The organism is Chlamydia crocodili (genome assembly GCF_018343815.1).
In the GTDB taxonomy this organism is placed as follows: Bacteria; Chlamydiota; Chlamydiia; order Chlamydiales; family Chlamydiaceae; genus Chlamydia; species Chlamydia crocodili.
In genome coordinates, this window is the sequence record NZ_CP060791.1 from 972,141 (window position 1) to 998,759 (window position 26,619).

The window sequence follows — 26,619 nt, forward strand, 5'->3', positions numbered from 1 at the left end:
TAAAGTATTACTGAGACGAAAGATTTTTTTTTACGAAAATAGTAAAGAATCCATCTCCTATGCTATACTACTTCTACATTTTTAACGAATGATTCACCTTTGATACATCTCCCCATTTCATTATGACTGTTAGCATAGTAGATTCAGGAAAAGGAAGTTCTGAGGCCCATATGGCCAGAGATAAGTATTTGCTAGAACACCTCAAAAGAGGAGAAGTGATCCTGCATCTTTATGAGTGGGATAGCCAATACCCTCTCACTTATGGCTATTTTATGCGTCCAGAAAAATTTTTAGTTGATAATAGAGCCGACTTAGGCATGGATGCAGCTATCCGACCTACGGGAGGAGGCTTTGTTTTTCATCACGGAGACTACGCATTTTCGTTATTAATGTCATCGGAACATCCTATGTACGCACCAACTGTATTGGAGAATTATTACACTGTAAATCAGATGGTGTTGCAGGTTTTGAATAAGGTTTTCCGTATCAAGGGTAAGCTCTCTTTTGACGAGGATGCACATCATCCTCAGACATCTAATTTTTGTATGGCTAGAGCTTCAAAATATGATGTTTTAATGGGTGATAGAAAGGTGGGGGGCGCTGCTCAGCGTACAGTAAAACAAGGATTCTTGCATCAAGGATCCATATTTTTATCTGGGAGTTCTTTAGAGTTTTACCAAAAGTTTCTTTTGCCTGGGGTTATTGATATTATAGTTCCAGCAATTGAAAAACGGGCATTTTTCCCTCTAGGTCTGACAGCGCCTTCTTCAGATCTTTCAGAGGCAAGAAAAGAAATAAAAGAAGGGTTAATTCAAAGATTTTCAAGTGGCTATTTATGAATAAAATACGATGGGGTTTAGTTATTGCACTCTTTTGTTCATTTATAACAAAAGATGCTTTTGCCTTTACGGTGCATTTTCCTGCCTCTAAGGAACATGTGGGTGTTATTGTTCATGATAATAGTATTGAGGTTTATGAAAAGCTTTTATCAGCAATAGATGTTGCCGAACACTATGTTGAATTATGTCCCTGTATGGCTGGTGGAAATTTACTGGAGGAGATCATTGAGCATCTAGATAGGCGTATGTCTGAGGCTCCTCAGCTGTGTGCTTATATCCTTATTCAGCCTACATTTATTGATAGTAAGGATAAACAAATCCTTGAAACTGCAAGAGTCAATTGGCCCGATAGATTTTTTTATTTATTTACTGGATGCCCTCCAGGGTCGAGTATTCTTGCACCCAATGTTATAGAAAGTCATGTTAAAATTTCTATTGTGGATGGGAAGTACATTTTTATGGGGGGAACGAATTTCGAAGATTTTATGTGTACTAAGGGAGATGCGATTCCTGAACCTGTAGAGTCTTCACGTTTAGTTATAGCGGGAACTCAAAGACCTAGAGCTTTTCGTGATCAAGATATCACTATAAGCTCTGCGCAACTCGGGACAGAACTAAGAAAGGAATTTCATGCGCATTACGCTCTTTGGAATGCCTACGCAAAAAAACCCTGGTTTAATAAAAATCTCAATGATTTTCGGACACTTTCTTATCCTGAATTAACCATTGAAGAAGCTGAATCTATATATTGCAATGCCATTGAAGAAAGTCCTGATCTTGTAACGACAGATCTTAAAAATATTCGTGTGATTTTTTCTGGTCCTGATGAAAGTAAAAATATGATTACTCAAGAATATGTGGATTTAATAAATAGGTCAGAGAAATCTATCAAAATTGCAAATATGTATTTCATTCCTAAAGATGAGATTATTGAGAGTTTAAAATCTGCGTGTTTTGATCGAGGTATCCGATTGGAAATCATTACCAATGGATGTACGGAAAATAGTCCCGATCTTACAGCAGTATATGCTTGGGGCAATCGTATGAACTATTTCTTTTTATCTTATGGCGAGCGTCCTTCACTATGGAAAAAATTCATATTTTCTAAAAGACAACCTAATAGTTCTTTTTTTGTGAGTGAATATTTTGTTCGGGATACGCAGTTACATAAGAAATGTATGATTGTAGACGATTGTGTTTTTGTAATAGGGAGCTACAATTTTGGTAAGAAAAGTGATCTTTTTGACTACGAAAGTATTGTTGTAATTGATTCTCCAGAGGTTGCTCAAAAAGCCGATATTGTCTTTAAAAAAGATTTAAGATTGTCCAAACCTGTAGATAATTCTGAGATTTTTGATTGGTATTTCAATCCTGTTCGCAATCTTATGGGTCATTTACAAATTAATTTTATGCCTGCTTAATCTTCAAATAAAATTCCATAACGAAAAGAGAGAAGTTCTCTCTTTTCTGTTTCTCAGGGGATCCTTCTTGGTTTTTTCCGATCAATAGTTTACACTAAGTTTTTTACTGTTTATTCCAAGAGGGTGGCTTTGCTAGCGTTCTTTTATAAGCATCAGAAAAAATTCATTGGTTTAGTTGTTGTTGGTGTATGCGTATCTGGAATAGGCATAGGCTGGGGACGCTATCCAGGAGAATCTGCGCGTAATAGTTCTAGGAAAGTTGTATTTTCTGTACCTGGGAAAAAATATTCCGAGAGAGAGTTTCTAGCTATTAAGAGATTCTTTATAAATGAGGCTTATCCCTTCACAGGAAATCCTCAGGAATGGAATTTTTTAAATGAAGGATTACTTACAGAGCGCTTTTTAACAAATAAAATTGGGGAAAAGCTCTTTTTAAAAATCTACTCTCAAGATTATCCGGCTTTCAGTAAAGAGAAGCGATATCAAGCTTATCGAAGATTTGATACCCCATTTATTTCTTCTGAAGAAGTTTGGAAGTCTTCAGCTCCTCGCTTATATCAAGCTTTGACGACCTTGCAAGAAATAGATAATCCTGTGTCTCCTGAAGGGTTTGTTGCCAGAGTTCAACTTTTTTTAGAAGAGAAAAAATTTCCTCATTATATTCTTAAGCAGATGCTTGAATACCGTAGACAGATGTTTAATCTTCCTCAAGATGCTGCCTTGGCTCAAGGGAAAGATCTACGGTTATTTGGTTATAAGAATATTGCCGACTGGTTTGGAGATGCGTATGTTTCTGCTGCTATCGAAGCTTTACTTCGTTTTGTCAATGAGCAGAAAAAAAATATTGCTATGCCTTCTTTAAAAGAGGCTCAACAAGATTTTCACGATAAAGCTCAACATGCGTTTACTAAATTGAGTAAACACGCTGGCCTTACTTTAGGTTTTGACCAATTTGTGGCCTCTTATTTCAATTTCCTTGGAGTGAATGAATCAGAATTTTTTAAAATGTATCGTGAGATACTTTTGTGTAAGAGAGCCTTTTTACAATTAGAGGGTAGTGTAACTTTTGATTATCGTCCTCTGCAAGAATTTTTCTCTATGGGGAAAGATTCTACATCTGTAGAAATGGTTAAGCTTCCTCGTGAATACCAATTTAAGAACAGAGAAGATCTAGAAGTTTTTGAAACTTATATCAATCTCGTAGGTGTTCCAGTTAAGGATTGTCTTGATGTTCCACGTTTTGCTTTGCCTGTTAAAACTATAAAGGCCAAAGAACCCAAGTTAGTGGGTCGAAGATTTTTAGTTTCATATAAGAGTATAAAACTTGAAGATCTGGAAACGAAGGTGCCTATGGTGGAAGTACACCAGTGGCAACAAAATCCTGAGAATTTCCAAATTCTACTTCAACAGTTTCCTAAAATTGAAACATGTAATTCGAGTAAGGATTTCCAAGCTTTTAAACCTTCTCTTGTGGAAAAGATCTATTCCTTTACCAGAAAAGAGATTTTAAGAGCGCATCCTAAAAGAATTTTGGAAGGTCTAGCACAGTGTAAGCACGAGAGTCATGAAGTTTTCCTTTCTTGTGGGAAAGATAGTGTCTTAGAAGGAATTTTGGATGGAAATGAGCTAGCCACATTACTATTAGATAATGAGATTTTAGAAGCCTACAGTCAGGATGGCGAGCACTACTACACATTTATCGTGGATACGTGTTTTGAAGGTGAAGAAGTAATCCCTTATCGTGAAGTGTTGCGTAAAGATCTAGCTAAAACCTTAATTTCTTCACATAAAAATTCCTCACATATTGATAAGGTGATTTCTGCTTTAAAATCTCGATATCCAGAGGAAGAGGGCAAAGATCTTTGGCAAAAACGTCTATGGTCTTTGATAGAAGAATATAAAGACGGAACGTATCAATCAGGAACCTTATCCTGGAATCTTGAAAAGTCTATAAAAGTATTTACTCGTGGAGATCAAAATATCCCTCAATCCTATCCTATTTTAGCTTCTATGGAAGAGGGGACGTTATCAAATATTGAATTCAATCCTGAAGAAGGCCCATTTTTCTATAAATGTTTATCACATCAAATATGTGGTGAGCCTGCTAGTGTAGGGAAACTATTCCTAGCTAAGGGGCATTTAAATGAAGAAATTTTAGGGAATTATATAGAACATTTTATTGAGGAAGGAGTCAGATAATGTGGGATTCTGATTATCATGTGTGGATTCTACCGATTCATAATGATGTTGTCCGTTTGGGATTGACAGCTAGGATGGGAGAAAACTTAGGCCAAATTCTTCATATCGATTTACCTGCGATAGGTAGTTTCTGTAAGGAAGGTGAGATTCTTGTTGTCCTAGAGTCTTCAAAATCTGCTATCGAAGTTTTAAGCCCTGTTTCGGGAGAAATTATAGAAGTTAATGAAAATCTTAAAGAGAACATAGAGCTTCTTAATAACTCTCCAGAGGAATCTGGATGGTTTATGATTGTCAAACTCAATCAAAAATTGAATACGGAAAATCTTTCTCTTAGAGAGTAGTGAGGTTAGTATTTAAAAAAAAGTCTTACATTAGTTATATTTTTTGAGTTTTGATAAGAGTTTTTTTTTATTTGCTGAAGGAGTAAAATTTTTCCCTAAAAGAATTTAACACACATTTTATCATGTCCTCGTTAATAGTAGGTAGTGTCTCTACTCCTATAGAGATAAAGAGTATTCAGTTGAGGCTTTCAATGCAGCTTAAGGTATTAACCGCTATTACGGTATTATTGGCTTTAGCTGTGATAGGTCTTGCCTGTTACGGGCTTTTTGGAACTCCCCTGATAGCAACACAATTAATGATATGGATTATGAGTGCCTCTATGACTTTAGTGGCATTGATTTGTTCTTGTGCGAAATACCATCTTCTTCGTCGTTATGAAAAAAACCTCCTTAGTAGCGGGGAGCCGATACAGGAATAGATACAAGGAATTATGACTTATGATGATTAACATTCAAAGATTTCAACGACCTTCTCCAGACACTCCGAATACAGCAACTCTATTGTATCGGCTGCATGAGGGACCTTTAGGTGAATCAGAAGGATTGCGTACTTTTCGTAGAGTATTATCAGCGCTTATGACCTCCCTAGCAATACTTGTCATGATAGTATTCACCATTCAATCACCAACAATCACTCCCGCAGCGTTGTATACAGCAATTTTCTTTGCCTGCTGTACTCTTGTATGTATAGCAATGTTTATGGTGAAACACGTATTATGTCAGTTTCCAGAAATTGCTAAAGATACTATTGAGATCTCCTCTAATAGTTAATCTATTGAGATTTCCCCTTCTTTATATTTGTTGCTTTGGCTTTAGCTGCACGTTGTTGTTGTACTGTTCGTACTTTTTTCATAGGTTTCAGATCTTTTACTACTACAGAAGAAACATTGGATGTTTCTAAGATATCAGATACTGGCGTTGTTGCTGATGGCTTAGAGATATCAATACCTGTAAGACTCATAAAGGCCATAGCTATAAGTCCCGTGGTAATAAAAGAGATCCCCATTCCTTGGAGGTTTTTAGGAATATCAGAATAGGCGAGTTTTTCTTTAATAGTTGCGAATAAGACAATAGCTAACCACCAACCACATCCCGCACCTAAAGAGAATATCATCATAGGGATAAATGGATAGTTGCGTGTGATTCCAAAGAGCACACCCCCTAAAATTGCACAATTTACAGCAATTAATGGTAAGAAGATTCCTAAGGAGAGATAGAGATTTCTGGATACCTTTTCTAAAAGTAATTCTAGAATCTGTGTGAAGGCTGCAATAACTACAATGAAGATAATCAGCTCAAGGAAATTTAAATTTACATTCGCTAATGAAGGAGATATCCAAGTTAAAGCCTTAGGTCCTGTAATAAATTTATGTACTACCCAGTTAATGCTTCCAGTAACTGTCAGAACCAATGCTACAGACATTCCTAAGCCGTTAGCCGTAGAAACTCGTGCTGAACAAGCAAGATAGCTACACATCCCAAGAAAATTCGATAGAAGGATATTTTGGATGAAGGTTGCTTGTAAAAAGATGCCAAAGACATTTAGCCATGTATATTCGCCTAACCACATAAAGCTACCTTTTTGCCTTCTTAGATCTAAGAATATTCACTCCCCAAATCATAATGCCCAAAAGGAAAAATGCTGAGGGAGCTAAAACCATCAAACCAAAGTTTTCATAGCCATCAGGATGAGTTTCAGAAGCATAAAAACATTTTGGGATTAGTTGTAATCCTAGAATAGTACCGAAGCCGAAGAACTCTCTTATTATACTCACAGAAACTAATACCCAGCCATAGCCTAATCCCGATGCGAAACCATCTAAAAATGCTGGAATAGGGGGTACGTTCCTTGCTAAACTTTCAGCTCTTCCCATAACAATACAGTTAGTGATAATCAACCCAACGAATACGGACAGAGTTTTTGAGATATTGAAGAAAAAGGCTTTTAAAAATTGATCAATAACAATCACGAATAAACTAATAATAATTAGCTGAGTGATCATACGAACGCTGTCAGGAGTAGCTTTTCGTAATAAGGATACAAAGAATGAGGAACATCCTGTAACAAAGCTTACAGCAAGCCCCATAGTAATGGCTGTGTTTACTGTTGTTGTTACAGCAAGTGCTGAACAAATCCCTAAAATAGCAATTAGAGGTTGGTTATTGTCCCAAAGAGGATCAAGGAAATAACTCTTATATGATTTATTTGCTGCCATTGTGATCTCTCTGGTTATTAAGCTTAGCAAAAGACATTAACAAACTACGATAGGGAGCTAAAGATCGTGCATAAGCTTCGGTAACACCATTACATGTTAATGTTGCTCCAGAAATACCATCGATAGATGATAGTGCTTTTGGAGATGTTCCAAATGCTGATTGTACTGATCCTTTAATTACCTCAAGACCTAGAGGTGTTGTAGCGAAATCTGTATTTCCTGACGCTGCTTGTAAGAAGATTTTCTTTCCATAGAATTGCTTTTGCCAATGAGGGTTGGCAATATTTGCTCCTAATCCTGGGGTTTCTGCTTGTTGATACCACGCTGTCCCTAAAACGGTATCACCGTTATTTTCTACAGCGAGATAACCGTAAATAGGTCCCCACAAACCAAATCCAGAAATGGGAATAATAATAGCGCGTACTACTGAAGGATTTTTGATAACATCAGTAGCACTCATTGCCCTAGCTTGTTCAGTATTTGCTAAGATTACATAGAATAATAGTAAGGGTTGTTGATAAAAATGGCCGTTTTGATGTTTTTCAACAAATTCTGTAACATTAATGTTTTTTTCTTCGAAGGAAAACATTTGACCATGTTTATCCGCGAGTAAGGGACGAACAAACCCTTGTGCGTACGAATCTAAAACCGAGCTCGTGACAACAGGCGCACGTTTATCTGCAACTTTAAGTAGGTGCGAGATTTTATCATATATAGCGGGTTGCCAAGAACCTTTCTCATAGATCTGAAATTTTCCAGAAAAATCTAAAACATGTGCTGCGGTTAGCATTTGCTGATCGCGATCAAAAATAGCCGCTCTTTCTTGGAAAGGGGCTAGGATATAATATACGGTAGAAAGGAAAACGCTAGAGAAAAAACTTAAAGCGAAAATGAAAAGTACAACATACCATGTTTGATTCAGATGGGATTTAGATTTCTCTGAAGACATAGTTTTATATTCTCCTTCGTCTATACTTTCTTACAGCAAAGTAATCAAGAAGAGGAGCAAATACATTTCCAAGAAGAATGGCAAGCATAACTCCTTCGGGATATGCTGGATTTATCAATCGGATAACAATTGTCATAAAACCAATAAATAGTCCGTAAATCCATTTTGCTAATTTCATGGTTGGGGATGATACGGGGTCTGTAGCCATGAATACAAGACCGAAGGCTAAACCTCCAAGGAATAGCTGTCTATAGGCTGGAATAAAGAATCTTGCAGGGGCCCAAGCTCCATGTTTCCCAACAATAAGAATGCTAAAAATTTTAAATAACCAGGCAGTGACGAAGGCTCCTATACCGAAGGATACCATTGTTCTCCAAGAGGCAATGCCTGTTACAATGAGAAATACAGCACCAAGTAAACAAGCGAATGTTGATGTCTCTCCTAGGGAACCAATAATATTTCCCCAGAATAAATTTCCTGAAGAGAATTTCCCGATACCATAGATAACATCAGTAATTGAATAAGCTGAATCGAACTGTGTTGGTAATAAACCAAGTCCTCCTTCACTAAGAGGAGAGGTCACAAAATTTTGTAATTGTTCTAGAGTAAGTTTATCCAACACTAACCCAGGATGAGACTCTGTCCAGATAGAAAATTGTGAGTGTATCACACTTTCTGTAGGAACATGCGTCATATGTAACATATTAGAAGCTATAGCATCTACGTGAACTCTTTTTACGGCAGGAGATGTAGAGTTTAATGTTTGTAGGCAGGTAGATTGAGAGAAGCCATCAATAATCGATTTTCCTGCTGTAGAATTCATAGCAAGAAGGCTTTCTTTAATTTTTGTTGGATTACTCCCTACCCAAACATCCCCACTCATCTTTGCTGGAAATGTGAAAAATAAGAAAGCTCTTCCTGAGAGAGCAGGATTGAGAATATTCATTCCTGTCCCACCAAATAATTCTTTACTAACGACAACACCAAAAGCAATTCCTAAGGCAGCCATCCAATAAGGAATTGTTGGTGGTAATGTTAGGGGATAGAGAATCCCTGTGACGAGTAATCCCTCAGCAATTTTATGCTTTCTAACGACAGCGAAGAGCACTTCGCAAGCACCTCCTACCGAATAACTAATTATCAGTAGAGGAATAAAAATTTTACATCCTGTCCAAAGAACGGAAAATAAGCCGATATCGTGGAAGATAAATGAGAGATAACTACGAAATCCGGAGATATGTAAAAATGATTCCATGAGCTGGGCATTTCCCGACCCATAGACTAAAGCTTGAACTCCTGAATTCCATATGGCTAAAAACGTTGCTGGGAATAGAGCAATAACAACAAGCATCATCCAACGTTTGACATCTACAGCATCACGAATGAATGGGGGAGATGAAGATTTATGGATGGGCTCGTAGCAAAACGTATCAATAGCGTCTGCAACTGGAGTAAAGCGTTGAAACTTGTCCTTTTGACAAATTTCCCAGATGGAATTAACAAATCGTTTAAGCATTGCTACTGAGAGGGAAGTTGAAGCTTCTACACGTTTAAGAACGTAACAAATTGGTTGGAATTTTAGGAATAAAAATTTTCGGTGATTCAGAGATTCTTTAGTTTTTTTCTTAGTTTAATTTTCCCTAAGCTCTGTTATGGTTGCCGAGAGCCGGGAGAATTTTTATGCGATGAGTGTTTGGTAACTTTAAAAATAGAAAAGGTAACAGGACGTTGTCCGCATTGTTTTCATATTTTGGGGATAGATGAAATGGCGACTTGCCGAGATTGTCTTCCATCATTTTCTCGAAAATCTTTTTGTTTATATGTTCCTTCTGCAAAAGCACTTTCTCTATATTCTCAGGCTTGTCTTGGCAAATTGCCCGCTATCAAATTTTTTACAAGAGTTATAAGACATCAGTGGGAATTTCACGAAATTTTTCCTAAAAAGATTTTCTATCTGATATCAAAAATTCCTAAAGATTTAGTGAAACAGTTATCTAAAGAAGCAGGAGTCCCTTACCAGGGAATTTTACCTTTAGAATGCCAATTAAATAGTTTGAAAAAACACATAGACACAGGACCTATATGTATTTTATCTGACTATCCGTTATCTCGTGAATGCCAAAATAATATTGAAAAGCATGCTCCACGACCTGCGATACTTATAAGTCTTTTTCTTTCTGAGACTCTTCGTTAATTCCAACAATAGCCACATAGCCTAGAAGACGCACTCCTTCATCAACACACAAAGTCCCTGCTTGGATATCACCTTTAACCATTGCTTCACCGCGGAGTTCTAATTTCCCATTAACTGTAATATTACCTTCAACAACACCTTCGATAATTGCTTCTTGAAGTTGTATATCAGCTTTTACACAACCTTTAGGCCCTATAATTATTTTTCCGTTAGAAACTAAAATACCTTCAAAGGTGCCATCAATGCGCAATAAACGATCAAAAGCTAATTCACCTTTAAATGTTACACCTTCTCCAAGAGTGGTTTCAGGTTCTTCTGCAAATGAGAGTAGGGAACCGGCCTCAGAAGATGGAGACGTCCATTTTTGTGGTTCTTCACCTATAGGGTAAGAAGAAGATAACGGACGTGTTTCTGGAGATTTTGGAGAATCAAAAAGATTCGGAGGAGAATCCAAACGCTCAGATCTAGGATAGGAGGGATAATTAGAATGTGAAGTTGTTTCTTCTTCGTATAATGTCTGAACATCTTCGAAGGGACTTTTTCCAGTTCTACGGAACATTAGGAATTCTCCTAGATTACCCAACAATGTGGTTTTTACATAAACTAATTTGACGCGTTAGAGTTTCATCTTTTTCTATTTTCTGTTCTATAGTTTTGCAAGCATAAAGTACTGTAGAATGAGTTTTCCCAAAGGCAGAACCTATAGCAACTAGAGAATCTGTAATTAAAGTTTTTGCAAGGTACATAGCGACTTGCCGAGCTAAAACAAGTTCCTTAGAACGCGAAGTTCCTTTAAGATCTTGTAGCTTTACTTGAAAGACAGTAGCAACACTTTTTAATATACTTTCTACAGAGACTTTTTGCTTGGAAGGAGAGCGAAAAAGCTCTTTTAAGGTATCACGAACAATACTTTCTGTAAGTGTTTTTCCAAATAAACGACAGTAAGCAGTGAGCTTATTAATAGCTCCCTCTAGTTGTCTAACATTTCCATAAATATGATCGGCAATGTAGAAGGCAATTTCATTAGGAATAAGCAGACCTTTTTGTTCCGCTTTATGTTGTAAAATTGCTACACGAGTTTCTAAATCAGGAATTCCTACGTGAGCAACTAATCCCCATTCCATTCTAGCAATGATACGCTCTGACAATTTCAGTTGTCCTGGAGGCTTATCACTAGTAATGACGATTTGTTTGTTTAAATTAATTAGAGTCTCAAAAGTATTACAGAATTCTTCTTCAAAATTTTGTCTATTTTGTAAAAACTGAATATCATCGACAAGAAGTAGATCTAAAGAACGGTAAAAATTCTTCATTTTATCGATAGATTTCAGTCTAAGATGTTGTACGAGATCATTAATGAAAGCTTCTGTAGTAATGCAATGAACGCGAAGATTTTTATGATGTTCCCTAACATAGTGACCTACAGCATGGAGTAAATGTGTTTTCCCTAGACCCACACCTCCATGGATAAATAGAGGGTTGTAAGAGCGTCCGGGACGTCCTGCTATACCTACAGCTGCAGATTTGACAAATTGGTTTGAAGGGCCTTCTATAAAATTATCAAAACGGTAAGCTGTGTTTAATTTCAGTTCAAAATCTTTAGATTCTTCAAAAGTTTCTGCAGGGCTCTCTTGCTGCTCTCGAGGTGCAATGGGTTGGATAGGAGCTTTTTTGATTTCTGCAACAACAAATTCTAAAGCTGGTTCTCCTTGGGCATCAAGGGGAACGAAAGAACACAGATCTTGTTTATAATTATCAAGAAGGTAGTTTTGAACAAAGATATTGGGAACTTCTAAACGGATTTTTTCTTGTGTCTCTTCTATAATTTGAATAGGAGAAATCCAATTTTCAAAAGCCGTTTTGGAGCAACGTGTCTTAACATAATTCACAAACTGTTCCCAAGTACTACAATCGCTACAGGTTAACATGCTGCTCTCTTTAATGTATCGAGAATTTTCTTATAGACGGGCAACTTATGCTCGTTTAGGAAGAAATTGCCAATGTACCATTGGTATTGATAAGCAATCAACAGTTTTTCTGCAAAAAAAACAGCAGGATGATTTCAAATAGATGAGGAATTATTATAAATACGAACGTAACCGTTCTTAATAAGTGTATGCAAGATCAATTAGAAAGAGCAACAGGCTTTTTGATCGTTTTTTTAGCGTAGCTCATAAGCAAAGCTTCGGCATCATTAGCGATCATAGAATCATCACACGAGGTAAGATAGACAGCTATGGCAGAGGCTTCGTCAATGCGATTCAAACAAAAGAGAGCTTTAGTTTTGTTTAGTAATGTAGGAAGATGATCTCCTTGCATGCGTAAAGCTTGATCTAGGACTCCTAAAGCTTTAGCATTCTCTCCAATTTGTAAATATAGTCCACCAAGAGTTTGGAAATCATAAATGCTTAATGGATCTAAAATAACCAAGGCTTCGAAAAAGAGGATAGCTTTTTGGTAATGTCCTTGACGAAGAAATATATATCCAGAAATGCGTAATTCTTCGAGTTCTTCATCTCCCCATCCTAAGATGGCTTTCCATTCATTATCCAACATAGTTTAGCCTTGAACAAATTGAAAAATACGAGAAATAACATAATCGATCATGATATTAGAAGATTTCAATCCTAGGTCAATAGCTTTGAGTAAGATTTTTCCTTCTTGAACGATAATGTCTTCTTCAGAATCAGAAGCTTCTTCTTCCTCTTCTTCGCTTTCTTCTTGGTCTTTATAAGAAAGAAAAGGTGTTACACGACTTTGATAAGAGAATTTTCCTCGAGTCAGCACCTTTAAATAAGAAGAAATTTTTTCTAAATCATCATCTTGTTGGTCAGGCGAGCCTAATGAAGGAGCTAAATAAGGAGTCGAGAAGCGCTGTTTATGGAAGTTGTTGGGAGGTGAAAAGAAAGCCCAATGGGTTTTCTTATTCGTCTGCATAAGAGAAGATAAAGCTGAAGGTTTTGGCGTCATGTCCAAAATCTGGGCATGTTTGGCCACATCACGGATCGTCAAACTTTCCATGTGAACTTCCTTACGGAAATCATTCACTACTTTATTGTTAGACGCGTGTTTTTCGTAAACAGAAGCACTGTAATTAAAAATTTCTACCATAATACAGCCTTTAAAACCCTACTTTCTAAATCATAATAGGGTAAAGGAAAAAGTCAATAGTCTTAATTATTCTTAAAATCAAAAATGACAAATAATAGAAATCTTTCCCCATTCTCTCTAATGGTGTATATTTTTCTAGTATTGTTGTTTTTAGAATAATTTAGGCCTTTTTGTGTCTGAGACTCCTTCCCATATTCCGGTATTAGTAAACGAATGTTTATCGTGGTTTTCTAATCGAAATCCACGATCTTTTTGTGACGTCACTTTAGGAGCTGGAGGTCATGCCGAGGCTTTTCTTTCTACCTATCCTTCTATAATTTCTTATGACGGCTCTGATCGTGATACATCAGCTTTATTGTTAGCAAAGGAACGTTTGGAAAAATTTGGAGATCGCGTACATCTTCGACATGCCTCGTTTGAGGATCTTTCTAAAGATTCTAGGGAAGATATTTATGATGGTATACTCGCTGATCTTGGGGTTTCCTCTATGCAGCTAGATACTTTATCTCGAGGTTTTAGTTTTCAAGGAGAAAATCATGATTTAGATATGCGTATGGATACTTCTAAGGGGATCACTGCAAGTGAAGTATTAAACACGCTTCGGGAAGAGGAGTTAGGTAAGATTTTTCGTGAATACGGAGAAGAACCACATTGGAAAAATGTAGCTAAAGCTATAGTACATTTTAGAAGACATAAGAAAATCATTACTGTCAAAGATTTAAAAGAAGCAACCGGAAAGGTTTTTCCTTCATATCGTTTACGTAAGAAAATTCATCCGTTAACTTTAATTTTCCAAGCTTTACGTGTGTATGTAAATCAAGAAGACGTGCAATTGAAAGTATTGCTAGAGTCTGCTATGCGTTGGCTTGCTCCTCAGGGGCGTTTAGTGGTTATTTCATTTTGTAGTTCGGAAGATCGTCCTGTAAAATGGTTTTTTAAAGAGGCTGAGAAGTCGGGATTAGGAAAAATTCTTACTAAGAAAGTCGTTATGCCTACATATGAAGAAACAAGGAAAAATCCTCGTTGTAGATCGGCAAAACTCCGTTGCTTTGAAAAGAAATCCTCATGAATAAATATCGTTTTTTGCGCTTGTTTTTTTGTTTTTGTTTTCTAGGTGGTCTACTTTATTCCTATATTAATAAACAAAATGACCTGACTAAATTACGATTAGAAATTCCTTCTTTATGGTCAAAATTACGCCAAAGAGAACAAGAAAATATTGCTTTAGGCTTTCTTATTGATAAAATAGAAAGCCCTGAACATCTCATGTATATAGCAAGCCTTCCCGAATATCAATATCTCCAATATCCTACAGAAGATAGTGTTTGTGTTGTGACCTATGAATCATCGTAAATACTTAACAATGATTACTTGTGGGGTGTTGCTCTCCTACTCTTTCCTTATTATACGCTATTATAAAATTCAGATCTGTGAGGGAAAACGTTGGGCTGCTGAAGCATTGGGGCAGCATGAATTTCGAGTTAAGGATCCTTTTCGTAGGGGAACATTCTTTTCTCAGATGAATTTGCGTAAAGGAGATCGCGAGGAGCGACAGCCCCTAGCTATCGATATTACTAAATTTCATCTTTGTTTAGATGCTATAGCAATTCCAGAAGAACATCGCGATACCGTTGCTGAGAAAATATTTAATCTTGTTGGCGAAGGAGATTATGGAAAGTTGCGAGGAGAATTTGATAAGAAGTCTAGACATAGAAAGTTGTTTCTATGGCTGGATCGCGCTGAACGTGATCGAATTCTTTCTTGGTGGCGAGTTTATGCATCCAAATCTAAAATACCTTCTAATGCATTATTTTTTATGACTGATTATCAAAGGTCGTATCCTTTCGGAAAACTTCTAGGTCAAGTTCTCCATACGCTAAGGGAAGTAAAGGATGAGAAAACGGGAAAAGCCTTTCCTACCGGTGGATTAGAGGCATATTTCAATCATATTCTTGAAGGAGAGCCTGGAGAGCGTAAGTTTCTTCGTTCTCCTTTGAATCGTTTAGATCTTGATAAAGTTGCAAAAATTCCTAAGGATGGATCAGATATCTATCTGACTATTAATCCATGTATACAGACAATTGCTGAAGAGGAATTAGAAAAAGGTGTTAAAGAAGCTCGAGCTAAAGGTGGACGCCTGATTTTAATGAATGCCTATACTGGGAATATCCTAGCCTTAGCGCAATACCCTTTTTTTAATCCTGCAGATTATAAGGATTTTTTCAATGACCAGGAAAAGATAGAAGATACCAAAGTAAAATCAGTAAGTGATGTTTTCGAACCAGGTTCTATTATGAAACCTCTTACTATTGCTATTGGATTGCTTGCAAATGAAGAGATGTTAGCAAAATCAGGGAAGCCTCTATTTGATCCTTCTGAACCTATCGATGTTACTCGTACCATTTTTCCTGGAAGAAAGCAATTTCCACTTAAGGACATCTCATTAAATCGTCGTTTAAACATGTATATGGCGATACAAAAATCATCCAATGTTTATGTTGCACAACTTGCCGATCGAATAGTGCAAAATTTAGGAAGTCATTGGTATGAAGAGAAGCTGCTATTATTAGGATTCGGCAAGAAAACAGGAATAGAGTTGCCTGGAGAAGCATCGGGATTAGTGCCATCACCAAAGCGTTTTCATATCAATGGTGTTCCTGAATGGTCCCTATCAACACCATATTCTCTTGCTATGGGTTATAATATTCTTACCACAGGAATACAGATGGTGAGGGCTTATGCGATTCTTGCTAATGGTGGTTATGATGTCCGCCCTACTTTGATAAAGAAAATCGTGACTACTTCGGGACAAGAATATGTCTTACATCCTCAAGTTAGGGGAGAAAGAATTCTTTCTCAAAATATCGTTGACGAAGTGTTGAGAGCTATCCGATTTACTACATATCCTGGAGGCACAGGATATCGAGCTTCCCCTAAAAATCATTCCAGTGCTGGGAAAACAGGAACAACAGAAAAACTCGTTAATGGCAAGTATGACAAGCACCGTCATATTTCTTCATTTATCGGAATCACGCCTATATATCCTGCAGAAGAAACTAGTGTTCCTCTTGTTATGCTTGTTTCTATAGACGATCCTGATCACGGTGTTCGGGAGGATGGCACTAAAAATTATATGGGAGGCAGGTGTGCTGCTCCTGTATTTGGTCGTGTGGCTGATCGGGTATTATCTTATCTAGGAGTTCCTGAGGATAAGCAGAAATATGATTACAAAAAGGAAGTCGCTTCTATGAAATCTCTGTATGAGGAATGGAATCGTTCCGGAAAATAAGCTTATATTGCTAAGTTGTAATAAATAGGGGATTGAGAAAACTCCTGTTGTTTCTGACAAAGATGAATTAACAACGATATAATTGTAAAAATTATTTTTAAAACCAGTATAACTAAACCTAAGCTAAGTGTTTCAAAGATGCCTGCGAATGTATGAAAAGTAATATCTACTTTACTATCTGTTTCCGTGGGTGCTGCAAAGATACTGAATAATTTAGCTGCTCCTAGGATATTCCCTAATATGGGAAGCGCACGTGCGAGGGTTTCTAAAATAGAATTTTTATTATTCAACAGCCAGTCATTGTGCACGATACCTTTATGATTGCGTATGCATCCCCATCGAATGATTTTCGGGAAATTTCTAGTATGCGCAACAAATTGCTCGTTATCTCTATAAAAACAGCTATTTTCTATTACATTAGCCTGATATTCAAGACACCGGCTCATTTTTATCCTCATGGATTTTACTTCTAATCGAAGAGAGGATTTTATCAGTAAAGAGACTCTTGCCGCTATAAGAATATCATATTTTTTAAGCAGAAGAAAAAATTAGATGGACTATTTTAATTGTTGTAAGTAAACTAGTTCGGCGGTAATTTTTTTGAGCCATCGTTGATATTCGAAAGTTTATTTACAATGCATGAGCATGAACGGAACTTTGTTTCTGTATTCACGGATAAAAGAGTATCTACAGACATATTAAGAACAATTTTGTATATAGAAGGGGTAGTTCCTTAGAAAGAGGAACCTCAGGCTAAAAAATGAATTTAAAAGAACTCCTTAACAACATAGAAGCGAAGGTTTATGGGAAAATTTCCCCCATAGAGGTAAGAAATCTCACTAAAGATTCCCGTAGTGTTGGATTGGGAGATATTTTTATAGCCAATAAGGGCAAAAATTATGATGGTAATGATTTTTCAGCTCTTGCTATTGAAAATGGAGCTATTGCTATAGCTTCTTCAATTTATAATCCTTTTCTACCTGTTGTTCAAATCATCTCTTCAGATCTTCCTCGGCTTGAAGCAGAACTTTCTGCAAAATACTATAATTACCCCTCTAAAAAACTCTGTACTATAGGTGTTACAGGTACTAATGGGAAAACTACAGTTTCCCATTTAATAAAATTCCTGTTTGATGCTTGCGATAAGCCTTCGGGCTTGATAGGAACGATCGAGCATATCTTAGGGAACAATCGTATCCAAGATGGTTATACCACTCCCGAATCTTGTCTATTACAAAAGTATTTAGCCGAGATGGTGAAAAATCATCTGACATCTGCGGTTATGGAAGTCTCTTCCATAGGTCTTGTTTTAGAGCGGCTGGCTTACATCGATTTTGATATTGGAATTTTAACTAATATAACTCTTGATCATTTAGATTTTCACGGTTCATTTGAAGAATACGTAAATGCGAAGCTGAAATTATTCTCTATACTTCCGCCTACGGGACTAGCCGTTGTAAATAGTGATTTATCTTATGCTTCACGATTTTTAGAAATCACTCAAGCACAGCCTATTACTTATAGTGTAGAACGGCCATCAGATTATCGAGCTGCGAATTTAAGATCTTCTCCTTTTGGAACAGACTTTGATTTGATCTATAAAGGGGAATCCTTCCCGTGTCGCTTACCTTTAATAGGAAAATATAACGTTTATAACATTCTTGCAGCTATTGCTGTCACGCATCAAAGATGTAGTTATGATTTGCCAAGTCTGATCTCTTTAGTGGCGAATGTGGAATCTCCTAAAGGACGTTTAGAACCTGTATTTTCAGGGCCATGTCCTATTTATATTGATTATGCACATACTCCAGATGCTTTGGAAAATGTGTGTAAAACACTACATACTTTACTTCCTGAAGAAGGAAGACTCATTATTGTTTTTGGATGTGGAGGAGATAGAGATCAGAGCAAACGCAAAATTATGGCTCAGGTAGCCGAAAAATACGGATTTGCTGTTGTGACTTCGGATAATCCCCGAGGGGAAGATCCAGAAAGCATAGTCAAGGATATTTGTTCGGGATTTGTAAAAAGAAATTTTTCCATCGAAATCGACAGAAAACAAGCAATTACATATGCTTTGTCCATTGCCTCAGATAGGGATATAGTGTTAGTGGCAGGGAAAGGGCATGAGACATACCAGATCTTTAAACATCAAACCATCGCTTTTGATGATAAGGAAATTGTGCGCGAGGTATTGTCGTCTCATGTCTAATCGCTATACATTGCTCACTTTCTGTATCTTTGGAATGACTTTTGGAGGAATCGCAGCTGAAAGTGCGCCTCCACAGCGCGTACGTCGCAATGAAGTGATCTTTATTGACCCAGGACATGGAGGTAAGGATCAAGGCACGGCGAGTAAAGAATTTCATTATGAGGAAAAGTCTTTAACCTTATCTCTTGCGTTTTCAGTACAGAGTTATCTCAGGAGAATGGGGTATAAGCCAGTTCTTACCCGAACATCGGATGTTTATGTAGATCTAGGGAAAAGAGCGGCTTTAGCAAATCAAAATAAAGCTGATATTTTTGTCAGTATCCACTGTAACCATTCGTCTAACACATCAGCCTTTGGTACTGAAGTATATTTTTATAATGGTAAGAATAATGTTGCTTCCAGAAGCCGTGCTTCAGAAGCTCTAGCTAAGGATGTCCTAAACGCAATGCAGAAAAATGGGGCGTTAAAAAATCGAGGGGTGAAGTACGGGAACTTCGCTGTTATTCGAGAAACAACAATGCCTGCGATTTTAATTGAAACCGGATTTCTTTCTAATTCTAGAGAGCGAGCGGCGTTTTTAGATGCACGTTACCGAATGCATATAGCCAAAGGCATAGCCGAGGGCATCCACACGTTTCTTACTGGTCCTAATTTTCAAAAAACGAATTTAGCGAATATTAAGGCCAGAAAACTTTCTGCAAAGGCGAGTTGAATTTCTAATGAGAAAAAAAGAAGGGAAGAAGGGGTCGTCCTCGATGCGATTCGAACGCATGGCCTGCTGCTTAGGAGGCAACCGCTCTATCCTGCTGAGCTACGAGGACACCTGGTTCAGTACTTTATCAAGTTAGATTAAAGAAGTCACGCGTTTGCCGTTATTAAATTAGAATATGAAAGCTTAGAATTTTTTTGTCGGACTGTAAGATGCAGCAATCATAAGTTTTGGCAAATACGAATCTTCGTTACTTATAACGATATAGAACAACTACGTATTTTTAAAAAATGTCTTGAATCCAAAGGATGAATAGATATGATACGCTTATACTTCAAAAGTTTATTATTTAGGGCTACTCAACAAGTTACTTTAGGGCACTTTAATTAGGAGGCAACGGCTAATATGGCTACCATGACCAAGAAAAAACTGATCAGTACAATATCACAGGATCACAAGATTCATCCGAATCATGTGCGTACTGTAATCCAAAATTTTTTGGATAAAATGACAGATGCTCTAGTCAAAGGTGATAGGTTAGAGTTTAGAGATTTCGGCGTTTTACAGGTTGTCGAAAGAAAACCTAAAGTAGGGCGTAACCCTAAAAACGCTACAGTTCCCATTCACATTCCTGCAAGACGTGCCGTGAAATTTACTCCAGGAAAAAGAATGAAACGCTTAATCGAAACTCCTTCGAAGCATTCCTAATTTCGTGCCTTTCTCTTTTATCTAATTTATCAGGGTCAAGTTTTTAGGATTACTTAGGGACTTGACTCTAAAGTTTTTTGTTATTATTGTCTGGACGCAATCCGTTTCTGAGTAAAAAATTGTGAATAGTGATGGGATCACAGCTAAGATTACAAGAATGTATCGAAGTGTTTCCCCATTCGAATTTTGATTCGCAGGTTAAGCAATTAATCTATGCTTGTCAGGATAAGAAACTTCGTAATTTCGTTTTTAAGTTTTTCCGACATCATCCTCTATTAAAAGTTCACGACATAGCAAGAGCAATTTATTTGCTTATGGCTTTGGAAGAGGGGCAGGACCTAGGATTGGATTTCTTAAAATTAGAACAAGAATGTTCTGGAGCAGCACGTTTATTTTGTCGTGGAGGATTCCCTTGGAAAGGTCTTCCTTATCCAGGAGAACATGCAGAGCTCGGACTTTTACTTTTGCAAATCTCCAGATTCTACGATAACAGTTTAAAATATGCTGAAAAGATGAACTCTTTCCAGCAGGCATTATTTATGCATGAGGCTACGATTTTTCCTGCTTTATGGAGTCAGGAGCATACTCGATCTATAAAAGAAAAGACCACATTAAGTAAGTCCTTTCTATATCAACTAGATCAGCAGGTAGCTAGTGAATATAGCTTTACGGATCCTAATCTAGGTTTTTGGATGCAACGAACACGTTCCGCATCCATTTTTGTTTCTGGATCAGGATGTAAAAGTGGTGTCGGAGCTTATTACTCCGGAGACGTAGGTATAGTAAACTATGGTCCGTGTTGTGGGGATATTAGTGATTGTCAGGGATTTGGTCTTTGTGGGATGGTTAAAGATTTTTCCAGTGTAGAAAGTCATGGTGTTACGGAAATCTCCTTTCTCTGTGCCACGGCATTACCTTATCTAAGGGCTACAGGTTTTTCTTATTTACAGGATGCTTATTTAGGGTCAAAGATTCGTCATCATATCAAGATTTCAGAAAGACAGTGTCAGGTACGCTCTTCAATAGAGGAAGATCCATGTAAGTCTACGTTTTCTATTTTCTGTAAGGGGAAAAGTTGTCAAGTGGTTGAAGGTCCTAGATTACGGTCAAGTTCTCTGGACTCTTATAAAGGACCGACGAATGATGTGATAATTCATGGAGAACGGGATTCCTTACGTATTTTGTGTTCCAGTCTCCATATGAAAATTTTTTCTTTACAAGGAAAAGAAAGATTTTGGGGAAGTAATTTTTTGATTAATATTCCCTATCAGGACGACAGTGTCTCTGTTGTTTTTGAGAAATGCAATTAATAGTTTATTATTTTTTGAAAGTTCAAAATAAAATAATCTTATAATTGTTTTTTAAGAATTATTTGTATTAAAATTATCCTTTCTGTAAGAGGAGAAAACGTTATTATGGAGCTTCTTCCCCACGAAAAACAAGTGGTAGAGTATGAGAAAACGATAGCCGAGTTTAAAGAAAAAAATAAAAAAAACTCTTTACTCTCCTCCTCAGAGATACAGAAATTGGAAAGGCGTTTAGATAAGTTAAAAGAGAAGATTTATTCTGATTTGACGCCGTGGGAGCGTGTGCAGATTTGCCGTCATCCCTCTCGTCCTCGATCGGTCAACTATATCGAAGGGATGTGTGAGGAATTTGTCGAGCTTTGTGGAGATCGTACGTTTCGTGATGATCCCGCCGTGGTTGGGGGATTAGCTAAAATCCAAGGCCAGCGCTTCATGCTTATTGGTCAGGAAAAAGGGTGTGACACCTCTTCTCGTATGCATAGAAATTTCGGGATGCTTTGTCCTGAAGGTTTCCGTAAAGCATTGCGGCTAGCAAAAATGGCTGAAAAGTTTGGTTTGCCTATCATTTTCTTAGTAGACACTCCTGGAGCCTTTCCCGGTCTTACTGCCGAAGAACGTGGTCAGGGATGGGCTATTGCTAATAACCTTTTCCAATTAGCTAGATTAAAAACCCCAATCATTGTTCTTGTTATTGGCGAGGGGTGTTCTGGAGGTGCTTTAGGAATGGCAATCGGCGATGTGATTGCTATGTTAGAGCATTCCTATTATTCTGTAATTTCTCCTGAAGGTTGTGCTTCTATTCTTTGGAAAGATCCTAAAAAGAATAGTGAGGCAGCTGCCATGTTAAAAATGCATGGTGAGGATCTCAAGCAATTTGCTATTGTGGATGTTGTAATTAAGGAGCCGGTGGGTGGGGCACACCACGATCCTGCTACTGTATATCGCGATGTTCAAAATTTCATTCTTCAGGAATGGTTACGGTTAAAAGACCTATCGATAGAAGATTTATTAGAAAAGCGGTATCAGAAATTTCGAACTATAGGTCTCTATGAAACTTCTTCTGAAAGCAGTCCTGAGGCATAAAAAGCATCTTACGCTATTGGGTTTTTCCCTACTTGCTATTTTAGGATTAACCATCTCTTCTCAAGCAGAGATTTTTTCTTTAGGCATTATAGCAAAAACAGGACCTGACGCTTTTGTTCTTTTCGCTCGCAAGGAAAACAATCGCCTCTTAAAGGCCCCTCAGTTAAGCCAAGAGCAGATTTTAGAGAGATGGTCTGACATCTCTCCTAATTCCGATACAATAACTTCTGCACAAGCACAGGCTTATATTTCTCGTTATGGAAGAGGAACTACATCCATAACGAGCAGATTATCACGTCTTATTTCTCAGCATATAGATCTATCACATTTCGGCTCTTTAGCTTTATTTTTAGTTGTTGTGGCGATTTTTAAAGCGGTAACTTTATTCTTCCAGAGATTTTTATCCCAAGTAGTGGCTATTCGTGTAAGCTGCGATCTTCGTAGAGATTATTTTAAAGCTCTACAAAGGCTTCCGATGACATTTTTCCATACTCACGATATGGGAAATCTTAGTAGTCGCGTGGTTACTGATTCTACAAGCATTGCTCAGGCAGTAAACTCTTTAATGGTTAACTATGTTCAAGCTCCGATAACCCTAACACTAGCTTTGGCAGTATGTTTATCGATATCTTGGAAATTCTCTCTTTTGGTGTCGGTTGCCTTTCCTGTATTGATTCTTCCTATTGTAATCATTGCCAGAAAAATCAAAGCCTTAGCGAAAAGAATACAGAAAAATCAGGATAAATTTTCTTCGGTACTTTTAGATTTTCTCGCAGGCATTGTCACTGTAAAGGTTTTCCGTACAGAATCTTTTGCCTTTAAGAAATATTGTGATCAAAACAATCAGATTGCTAATCTGGAAGAAAAAAGTGCGGTCTATGGTTTGCTCCCACGCCCACTCCTACATACGATAGCTTCTTTATTCTTTGCTTTCGTTGTGATCATCGGTCTCTATAAGTTCAATATTCCTCCTGAAGAGCTCATTGTATTTTGTGGATTACTATATCTTATCTACGATCCTGTGAAGAAATTCGGAGATGAGAATACAACCATTATGAAAGGTTGTGCAGCTGCTGAGAGGTTCTATGAAGTGCTTTCCCACCCCGATCTTCATCATGAGTCTGAAGATAGTCAAGAATTCTTAGGATTAACAAGAAGTATAGAATTTCGAGATGTTTCTTTTTCTTATGATAATGAAAAAGCAGTTCTTAAGGAGTTGAACTTTACAATAAACAAAGGTGAGGCAATTGGTATTGTTGGTCCTACAGGAAGTGGGAAAACAACAATTAGTAAATTATTGCCTAGACTATACGAGATAGCGCAGGGAGAGATTCTTTTAGATGGAATTTCTATCAAAGACTACAGCAAATCTTCTCTTAGAAATCATATCGGCTGTGTTTTACAAAACCCGTTTCTATTTTATGATACTATTTGGAATAACCTTACTTGTGGTAAGGATATTCCCGAAGATGATGTCATTCATGCATTAAAGCAAGCCTATGCTTATGAATTTGTTCAAAAAATGCCCCAAGGAGTACATAGCCTTCTTGAAGAATCTGGAAAAAATCTTTCTGGAGGACAACAACAAAGATTGACTATAGCACGAGCTTTATTGAAAAATGCTTCCATCTTGATTTTAGACGAAGCTACATCTTCTTTAGATGCTATTAGTGAAAACTATATTAAAGAGATCATTGGGCAGCTAAAAGGTCAGTGTACTCAGATAATCATTGCTCATAAGCTCTCCACTCTCGAATACGTAGATCGGGTAATTTATTTAGAGCAAGGTAAGAAAGTCGCAGAAGGAATAAAAGATGAGCTTTTGTCTTCATGTCCTGCTTTCTTAAAAATGTGGGAATTATCAGGAACTAAGGATTGGGAAGCGTCTCCATCTACAAGTTCAGATTTGATTACACCGCTGTCTCTTCGCTGAAGCAAGAATTAGATTTGGCTAGGGATAGAAGTTTCTACAATATCATAGATAGAAGAAGAGAAAGCATAAGAAAGCTTTTCAGCTAATATATTTTTGTGTTTTTTAAGGTATTCCCCACCTTCTTGTATAGTATAATCTGAAGTGATTTTCATCATCATACAATGTAGGTTATGATTTTTGCATAATCTAGCAATGGTATACCCCTCCATATCCACAAGTCGGAATGTTTCATGAAATCCATATTTATAAGGAGCATGGGCAGAAACTAAAGAGGCTCTTGGGAGATTAGGAATAGCTATGACCGCTAATTCAACTGCAGAATCGAGTTGTTTTGGATTGGTTTTGCTAAGCTGAGATACTTTATCGATAGTATAGAAAGTCTGTAAAGGAAGATCTGGACAACAGCTTCCAGCAAAGCCCAAGTTCACACAGGAATCATAATTTTCTAATTCAATATCTCTTAAAGCTTTTATAACGCCCTCTTCTCCCCATTGTTCTAAAAGGATCATATCCATGGCTATAGACATATGTGAATCTCGACATTGATAAAAATTTTTATCAGTTCGCTTGAAAGCAAAATCTTCAATGAGAGATTTAGCTTCGTTTATATCCGCGAGAATAAGAAGAATTTTACAAAGGTAATTAGATAAGGCAGCTGACATAATTTGATAATGTATAAAGAGATTTTTTCCCTGAATTAGATAATACAAGAGTTTCATCATTTACATATGTATCGATGAACTTGCGAATAACTGTGGTATCTTTATTTCTAGAATATTCTAAAGCTTTATTTTCAGAACCTTCAGGATCTTTTAATGCTAAAAATAGAGATTTTCTTAATGCTAGGGTTAAAATATCTATAACAGTTTGTGGAACTGTTTTTGACACAACAAGACATCCTAAAGGTAAGGGAAGTTGTGTTCTCTCCTCCCATAGTTTCCCAAGATCTGCTCTTAAAAATAGTTGTGAATTGTAGCTGAATCTTTCCTCGTGAATGATCACACCTGCATTTACATCATTACGTAAAATAGACGCAAGGATCTCACTATATTTCATAGGGATGAGTTTCGCATCAGGATAGAATATTTTACAGAGTAAATGCGCTGTTGTTGTTTCTCCAGGAGTTGCTATAGATTTTAGAGGTGCTATAGGATCGGAAGCTAATACTAGAGGTCCTACACCATAACCAATAATCGTGCCTACTTCCATAAGAGTATAATTATCGGCAACTTTTGGAAATAACGCTGCCGATATTTTTATTAGAGAAAAGCGATGTTGTAAGGCTAATTCATTTAATGTTGCAATATCTGCAATGGTGATTTGATTTAATAATGAAAAACCTTCATGACGTTCTAAAAAAGAACGAAATAAGAAAATATCATTAGGGCAGGGTGAAAAAGCAGCTGAGAGTATCATGTCATTTGTTTCATTAAGTCAATGGCAGCTTTCATATCTTTATCCAGGTTGCCTTGATTTTCTAACCATTGGATATACGATGCGGGGACCTCAGTTAGAGGTTTGCCTCTATATTTCCCAAAAGGCATTTTAAATGCTTTAGGATGACGGCTCTCTTCCATTAGAGCAAGTACTTGCTCCGCAGAAAGATCTCCTATAAGTGCGGAAAATACATTGTGTAGGGTAATCACATCGTCTAAAGCGCGGTGGGCCTGGTTTTCTGCAAAACCGTATACCTGACGTAAATATTGTAAATTATGTTTAGGCAAGTCTGGGCGGTATTTTTGTGCCCATTTTAATGAATCTATTGTCCTTAAAGATAAAGGCTGTAAGGAATGTCTACGACATTCCTTTTCAAGTAGTGGGAAGTCAAAACTATCATTATTATGTGCAACAAGAATAGCTTCATTTCCGCAAAAATCACAAAATTGCTTGTAGGCTTCAGGAAATTTTGGAGCCGAAGTCACTGTAGATGTAGTAATCCCATGAATTTTTGATGCTTCCTCAGGAATAGGAATTTCAGGATTTACATAGGTGACAAAAGATTCTTTAGTAGCGTTGTTATAGGCAGCAATTTCTATAATACGATCTTTATCTATCTGTGTTCCTGTAGTCTCCGTATCGTAAAAAATTAGTGCTGTCATCAAATCTTC

At 37.1% G+C, this 26,619-nt stretch carries 28 protein-coding genes and 1 tRNA gene; 16 read left to right on the top strand and 13 right to left on the bottom strand.

From position 1 onward, the window contains the following. Nucleotides 1–122 precede the first annotated feature (122 nt). From H9Q19_RS04255 to H9Q19_RS04280, 6 genes are all read left to right on the top strand, one after another. Nucleotides 123–839, top strand: coding sequence for a lipoyl protein ligase domain-containing protein (locus H9Q19_RS04255; protein WP_213240627.1), 717 nt, complete (start codon nucleotides 123–125; stop codon nucleotides 837–839). Next, a complete protein-coding gene (locus tag H9Q19_RS04260; protein ID WP_213240629.1) occupies nucleotides 836–2,260 on the top strand; it encodes a phospholipase D-like domain-containing protein in 1,425 nt (474 codons plus the stop codon). The genes H9Q19_RS04255 and H9Q19_RS04260 overlap by 4 nt, the downstream gene beginning before the upstream one ends. A 129-nt stretch (nucleotides 2,261–2,389) precedes the next feature. Then, nucleotides 2,390–4,459 (top strand): hypothetical protein, encoded by a 2,070-nt coding sequence (locus tag H9Q19_RS04265; protein WP_213240631.1) that lies wholly within the window; start codon nucleotides 2,390–2,392, stop codon nucleotides 4,457–4,459. Further along, complete coding sequence (locus H9Q19_RS04270; protein WP_213240633.1) at nucleotides 4,459–4,800, top strand: glycine cleavage protein H-like protein; 342 nt, start codon at nucleotides 4,459–4,461, stop codon at nucleotides 4,798–4,800. Before H9Q19_RS04265 ends, H9Q19_RS04270 begins: the two co-directional genes overlap by 1 nt. A 122-nt stretch (nucleotides 4,801–4,922) precedes the next feature. Further along, entirely contained in the window at nucleotides 4,923–5,219 is a 297-nt protein-coding gene (locus tag H9Q19_RS04275) for a hypothetical protein (RefSeq protein WP_213240635.1), read from the top strand. 19 nt (nucleotides 5,220–5,238) lie between these two features. Beyond that, complete coding sequence (locus H9Q19_RS04280; protein WP_213242066.1) at nucleotides 5,239–5,571, top strand: hypothetical protein; 333 nt, start codon at nucleotides 5,239–5,241, stop codon at nucleotides 5,569–5,571. Between the two features lies 1 nt (nucleotide 5,572). Here the strand turns inward: H9Q19_RS04280 and nqrE are convergent, their stop codons facing one another. The 4 genes from nqrE to H9Q19_RS04300 are packed head-to-tail and all read right to left on the bottom strand — an operon-like array spanning nucleotide 5,573 to nucleotide 9,481. Continuing rightward, nucleotides 5,573–6,370, bottom strand: a complete 798-nt coding sequence (gene nqrE / locus H9Q19_RS04285) for an NADH:ubiquinone reductase (Na(+)-transporting) subunit E (RefSeq protein WP_213240637.1) — start codon at nucleotides 6,368–6,370, stop codon at nucleotides 5,573–5,575. A 4-nt stretch (nucleotides 6,371–6,374) separates the two neighbouring features. Next, nucleotides 6,375–7,016 (bottom strand): NADH:ubiquinone reductase (Na(+)-transporting) subunit D, encoded by a 642-nt coding sequence (gene nqrD / locus H9Q19_RS04290; protein WP_213240639.1) that lies wholly within the window; start codon nucleotides 7,014–7,016, stop codon nucleotides 6,375–6,377. Beyond that, nucleotides 7,003–7,965, bottom strand: coding sequence for a Na(+)-translocating NADH-quinone reductase subunit C (locus tag H9Q19_RS04295; RefSeq protein ID WP_213240641.1), 963 nt, complete (start codon nucleotides 7,963–7,965; stop codon nucleotides 7,003–7,005). Before H9Q19_RS04295 ends, nqrD begins: the two co-directional genes overlap by 14 nt. A gap of 4 nt (nucleotides 7,966–7,969) precedes the next feature. Continuing rightward, on the bottom strand, nucleotides 7,970–9,481 hold the full coding sequence (locus tag H9Q19_RS04300) for a Na(+)-transporting NADH-quinone reductase subunit B (RefSeq protein WP_213240644.1): 1,512 nt from the start codon (nucleotides 9,479–9,481) through the stop codon (nucleotides 7,970–7,972). Nucleotides 9,482–9,562: 81 nt separating this feature from the next. Here H9Q19_RS04300 and H9Q19_RS04305 point away from each other — a divergent pair, with 81 nt between their 5' ends. After that, nucleotides 9,563–10,159, top strand: coding sequence for a hypothetical protein (locus H9Q19_RS04305; protein WP_213240646.1), 597 nt, complete (start codon nucleotides 9,563–9,565; stop codon nucleotides 10,157–10,159). Here the strand turns inward: H9Q19_RS04305 and H9Q19_RS04310 are convergent. The 4 genes from H9Q19_RS04310 to H9Q19_RS04325 all read right to left on the bottom strand — a co-directional run bounded on the left by H9Q19_RS04310 (nucleotide 10,125) and on the right by H9Q19_RS04325 (nucleotide 13,270). Then, nucleotides 10,125–10,718, bottom strand: a complete 594-nt coding sequence (locus H9Q19_RS04310; protein ID WP_213240649.1) for a bactofilin family protein — start codon at nucleotides 10,716–10,718, stop codon at nucleotides 10,125–10,127. The genes H9Q19_RS04305 and H9Q19_RS04310 overlap by 35 nt on opposite strands. Before the next feature lie 16 nt (nucleotides 10,719–10,734). Next, nucleotides 10,735–12,087, bottom strand: coding sequence for a chromosomal replication initiator protein DnaA (gene dnaA / locus H9Q19_RS04315; protein WP_213240651.1), 1,353 nt, complete (start codon nucleotides 12,085–12,087; stop codon nucleotides 10,735–10,737). Nucleotides 12,088–12,283: 196 nt separating this feature from the next. Beyond that, nucleotides 12,284–12,715 carry a type III secretion chaperone gene (locus H9Q19_RS04320; RefSeq protein WP_213240654.1) on the bottom strand — a complete coding sequence of 144 codons (432 nt, stop codon included), beginning with the start codon at nucleotides 12,713–12,715 and terminating at the stop codon, nucleotides 12,284–12,286. Nucleotides 12,716–12,718: 3 nt separating this feature from the next. Continuing rightward, nucleotides 12,719–13,270, bottom strand: coding sequence for a DUF5399 family protein (locus H9Q19_RS04325; protein WP_213240656.1), 552 nt, complete (start codon nucleotides 13,268–13,270; stop codon nucleotides 12,719–12,721). A gap of 172 nt (nucleotides 13,271–13,442) precedes the next feature. Here H9Q19_RS04325 and rsmH point away from each other — a divergent pair, with 172 nt between their 5' ends. Genes rsmH through H9Q19_RS04340 form a run of 3 tightly spaced genes read left to right on the top strand, consistent with a single transcriptional unit; the run spans nucleotide 13,443 to nucleotide 16,559 of the window. Then, the gene (rsmH, locus tag H9Q19_RS04330) at nucleotides 13,443–14,339 is read left to right on the top strand and encodes a 16S rRNA (cytosine(1402)-N(4))-methyltransferase RsmH (RefSeq protein ID WP_213240658.1); all 897 of its coding nucleotides are present in this window, start codon (nucleotides 13,443–13,445) and stop codon (nucleotides 14,337–14,339) included. Beyond that, nucleotides 14,336–14,623 carry a hypothetical protein gene (locus H9Q19_RS04335; RefSeq protein ID WP_213240660.1) on the top strand — a complete coding sequence of 96 codons (288 nt, stop codon included), beginning with the start codon at nucleotides 14,336–14,338 and terminating at the stop codon, nucleotides 14,621–14,623. The genes rsmH and H9Q19_RS04335 overlap by 4 nt, the downstream gene beginning before the upstream one ends. Further along, nucleotides 14,610–16,559, top strand: a complete 1,950-nt coding sequence (locus H9Q19_RS04340; RefSeq protein WP_213240662.1) for a peptidoglycan D,D-transpeptidase FtsI family protein — start codon at nucleotides 14,610–14,612, stop codon at nucleotides 16,557–16,559. Before H9Q19_RS04335 ends, H9Q19_RS04340 begins: the two co-directional genes overlap by 14 nt. Nucleotides 16,560–16,561: 2 nt before the next feature. On the opposite strand, the gene H9Q19_RS04345 is transcribed toward H9Q19_RS04340, so the two are convergent. Further along, entirely contained in the window at nucleotides 16,562–17,005 is a 444-nt protein-coding gene (locus H9Q19_RS04345; protein ID WP_213240664.1) for a hypothetical protein, read from the bottom strand. Between the two features lie 314 nt (nucleotides 17,006–17,319). Here H9Q19_RS04345 and H9Q19_RS04350 point away from each other — a divergent pair, with 314 nt between their 5' ends. Beyond that, nucleotides 17,320–18,771: a UDP-N-acetylmuramoyl-L-alanyl-D-glutamate--2,6-diaminopimelate ligase gene (locus tag H9Q19_RS04350; protein ID WP_213240666.1), complete on the top strand. Its 1,452-nt coding sequence runs from the start codon at nucleotides 17,320–17,322 to the stop codon at nucleotides 18,769–18,771. Then, entirely contained in the window at nucleotides 18,764–19,483 is a 720-nt protein-coding gene (locus H9Q19_RS04355) for an N-acetylmuramoyl-L-alanine amidase family protein (protein ID WP_213240668.1), read from the top strand. The genes H9Q19_RS04350 and H9Q19_RS04355 overlap by 8 nt, the downstream gene beginning before the upstream one ends. Nucleotides 19,484–19,518: 35 nt before the next feature. Here H9Q19_RS04355 and H9Q19_RS04360 read toward each other — a convergent pair. Next, a tRNA-Arg gene (locus H9Q19_RS04360) sits at nucleotides 19,519–19,592 on the bottom strand. A 293-nt stretch (nucleotides 19,593–19,885) separates the two neighbouring features. Here H9Q19_RS04360 and H9Q19_RS04365 point away from each other — a divergent pair. From H9Q19_RS04365 to H9Q19_RS04380, 4 genes are all read left to right on the top strand, one after another. After that, a complete protein-coding gene (locus H9Q19_RS04365) occupies nucleotides 19,886–20,188 on the top strand; it encodes an HU family DNA-binding protein (protein ID WP_006344016.1) in 303 nt (100 codons plus the stop codon). Nucleotides 20,189–20,313: 125 nt separating this feature from the next. Beyond that, nucleotides 20,314–21,498 carry a hypothetical protein gene (locus tag H9Q19_RS04370; protein WP_213242055.1) on the top strand — a complete coding sequence of 395 codons (1,185 nt, stop codon included), beginning with the start codon at nucleotides 20,314–20,316 and terminating at the stop codon, nucleotides 21,496–21,498. Nucleotides 21,499–21,603: 105 nt separating this feature from the next. Then, nucleotides 21,604–22,578 (top strand): acetyl-CoA carboxylase carboxyltransferase subunit alpha, encoded by a 975-nt coding sequence (locus H9Q19_RS04375; RefSeq protein ID WP_213240670.1) that lies wholly within the window; start codon nucleotides 21,604–21,606, stop codon nucleotides 22,576–22,578. Continuing rightward, nucleotides 22,544–24,511, top strand: coding sequence for an ABC transporter ATP-binding protein (locus H9Q19_RS04380; protein ID WP_213240672.1), 1,968 nt, complete (start codon nucleotides 22,544–22,546; stop codon nucleotides 24,509–24,511). The genes H9Q19_RS04375 and H9Q19_RS04380 overlap by 35 nt, the downstream gene beginning before the upstream one ends. An 8-nt stretch (nucleotides 24,512–24,519) precedes the next feature. On the opposite strand, the gene H9Q19_RS04385 is transcribed toward H9Q19_RS04380, so the two are convergent. The 3 genes from H9Q19_RS04385 to H9Q19_RS04395 are packed head-to-tail and all read right to left on the bottom strand — an operon-like array spanning nucleotide 24,520 to nucleotide 26,610. After that, complete coding sequence (locus H9Q19_RS04385) at nucleotides 24,520–25,173, bottom strand: hypothetical protein (RefSeq protein WP_213240674.1); 654 nt, start codon at nucleotides 25,171–25,173, stop codon at nucleotides 24,520–24,522. Further along, nucleotides 25,154–25,927: a 1,4-dihydroxy-6-naphthoate synthase gene (locus H9Q19_RS04390; RefSeq protein ID WP_213240677.1), complete on the bottom strand. Its 774-nt coding sequence runs from the start codon at nucleotides 25,925–25,927 to the stop codon at nucleotides 25,154–25,156. Before H9Q19_RS04390 ends, H9Q19_RS04385 begins: the two co-directional genes overlap by 20 nt. After that, a complete protein-coding gene (locus H9Q19_RS04395; protein ID WP_213240679.1) occupies nucleotides 25,924–26,610 on the bottom strand; it encodes a putative quorum-sensing-regulated virulence factor in 687 nt (228 codons plus the stop codon). The genes H9Q19_RS04390 and H9Q19_RS04395 overlap by 4 nt, the downstream gene beginning before the upstream one ends. Between the last annotated feature and the right edge of the window lie 9 nt (nucleotides 26,611–26,619).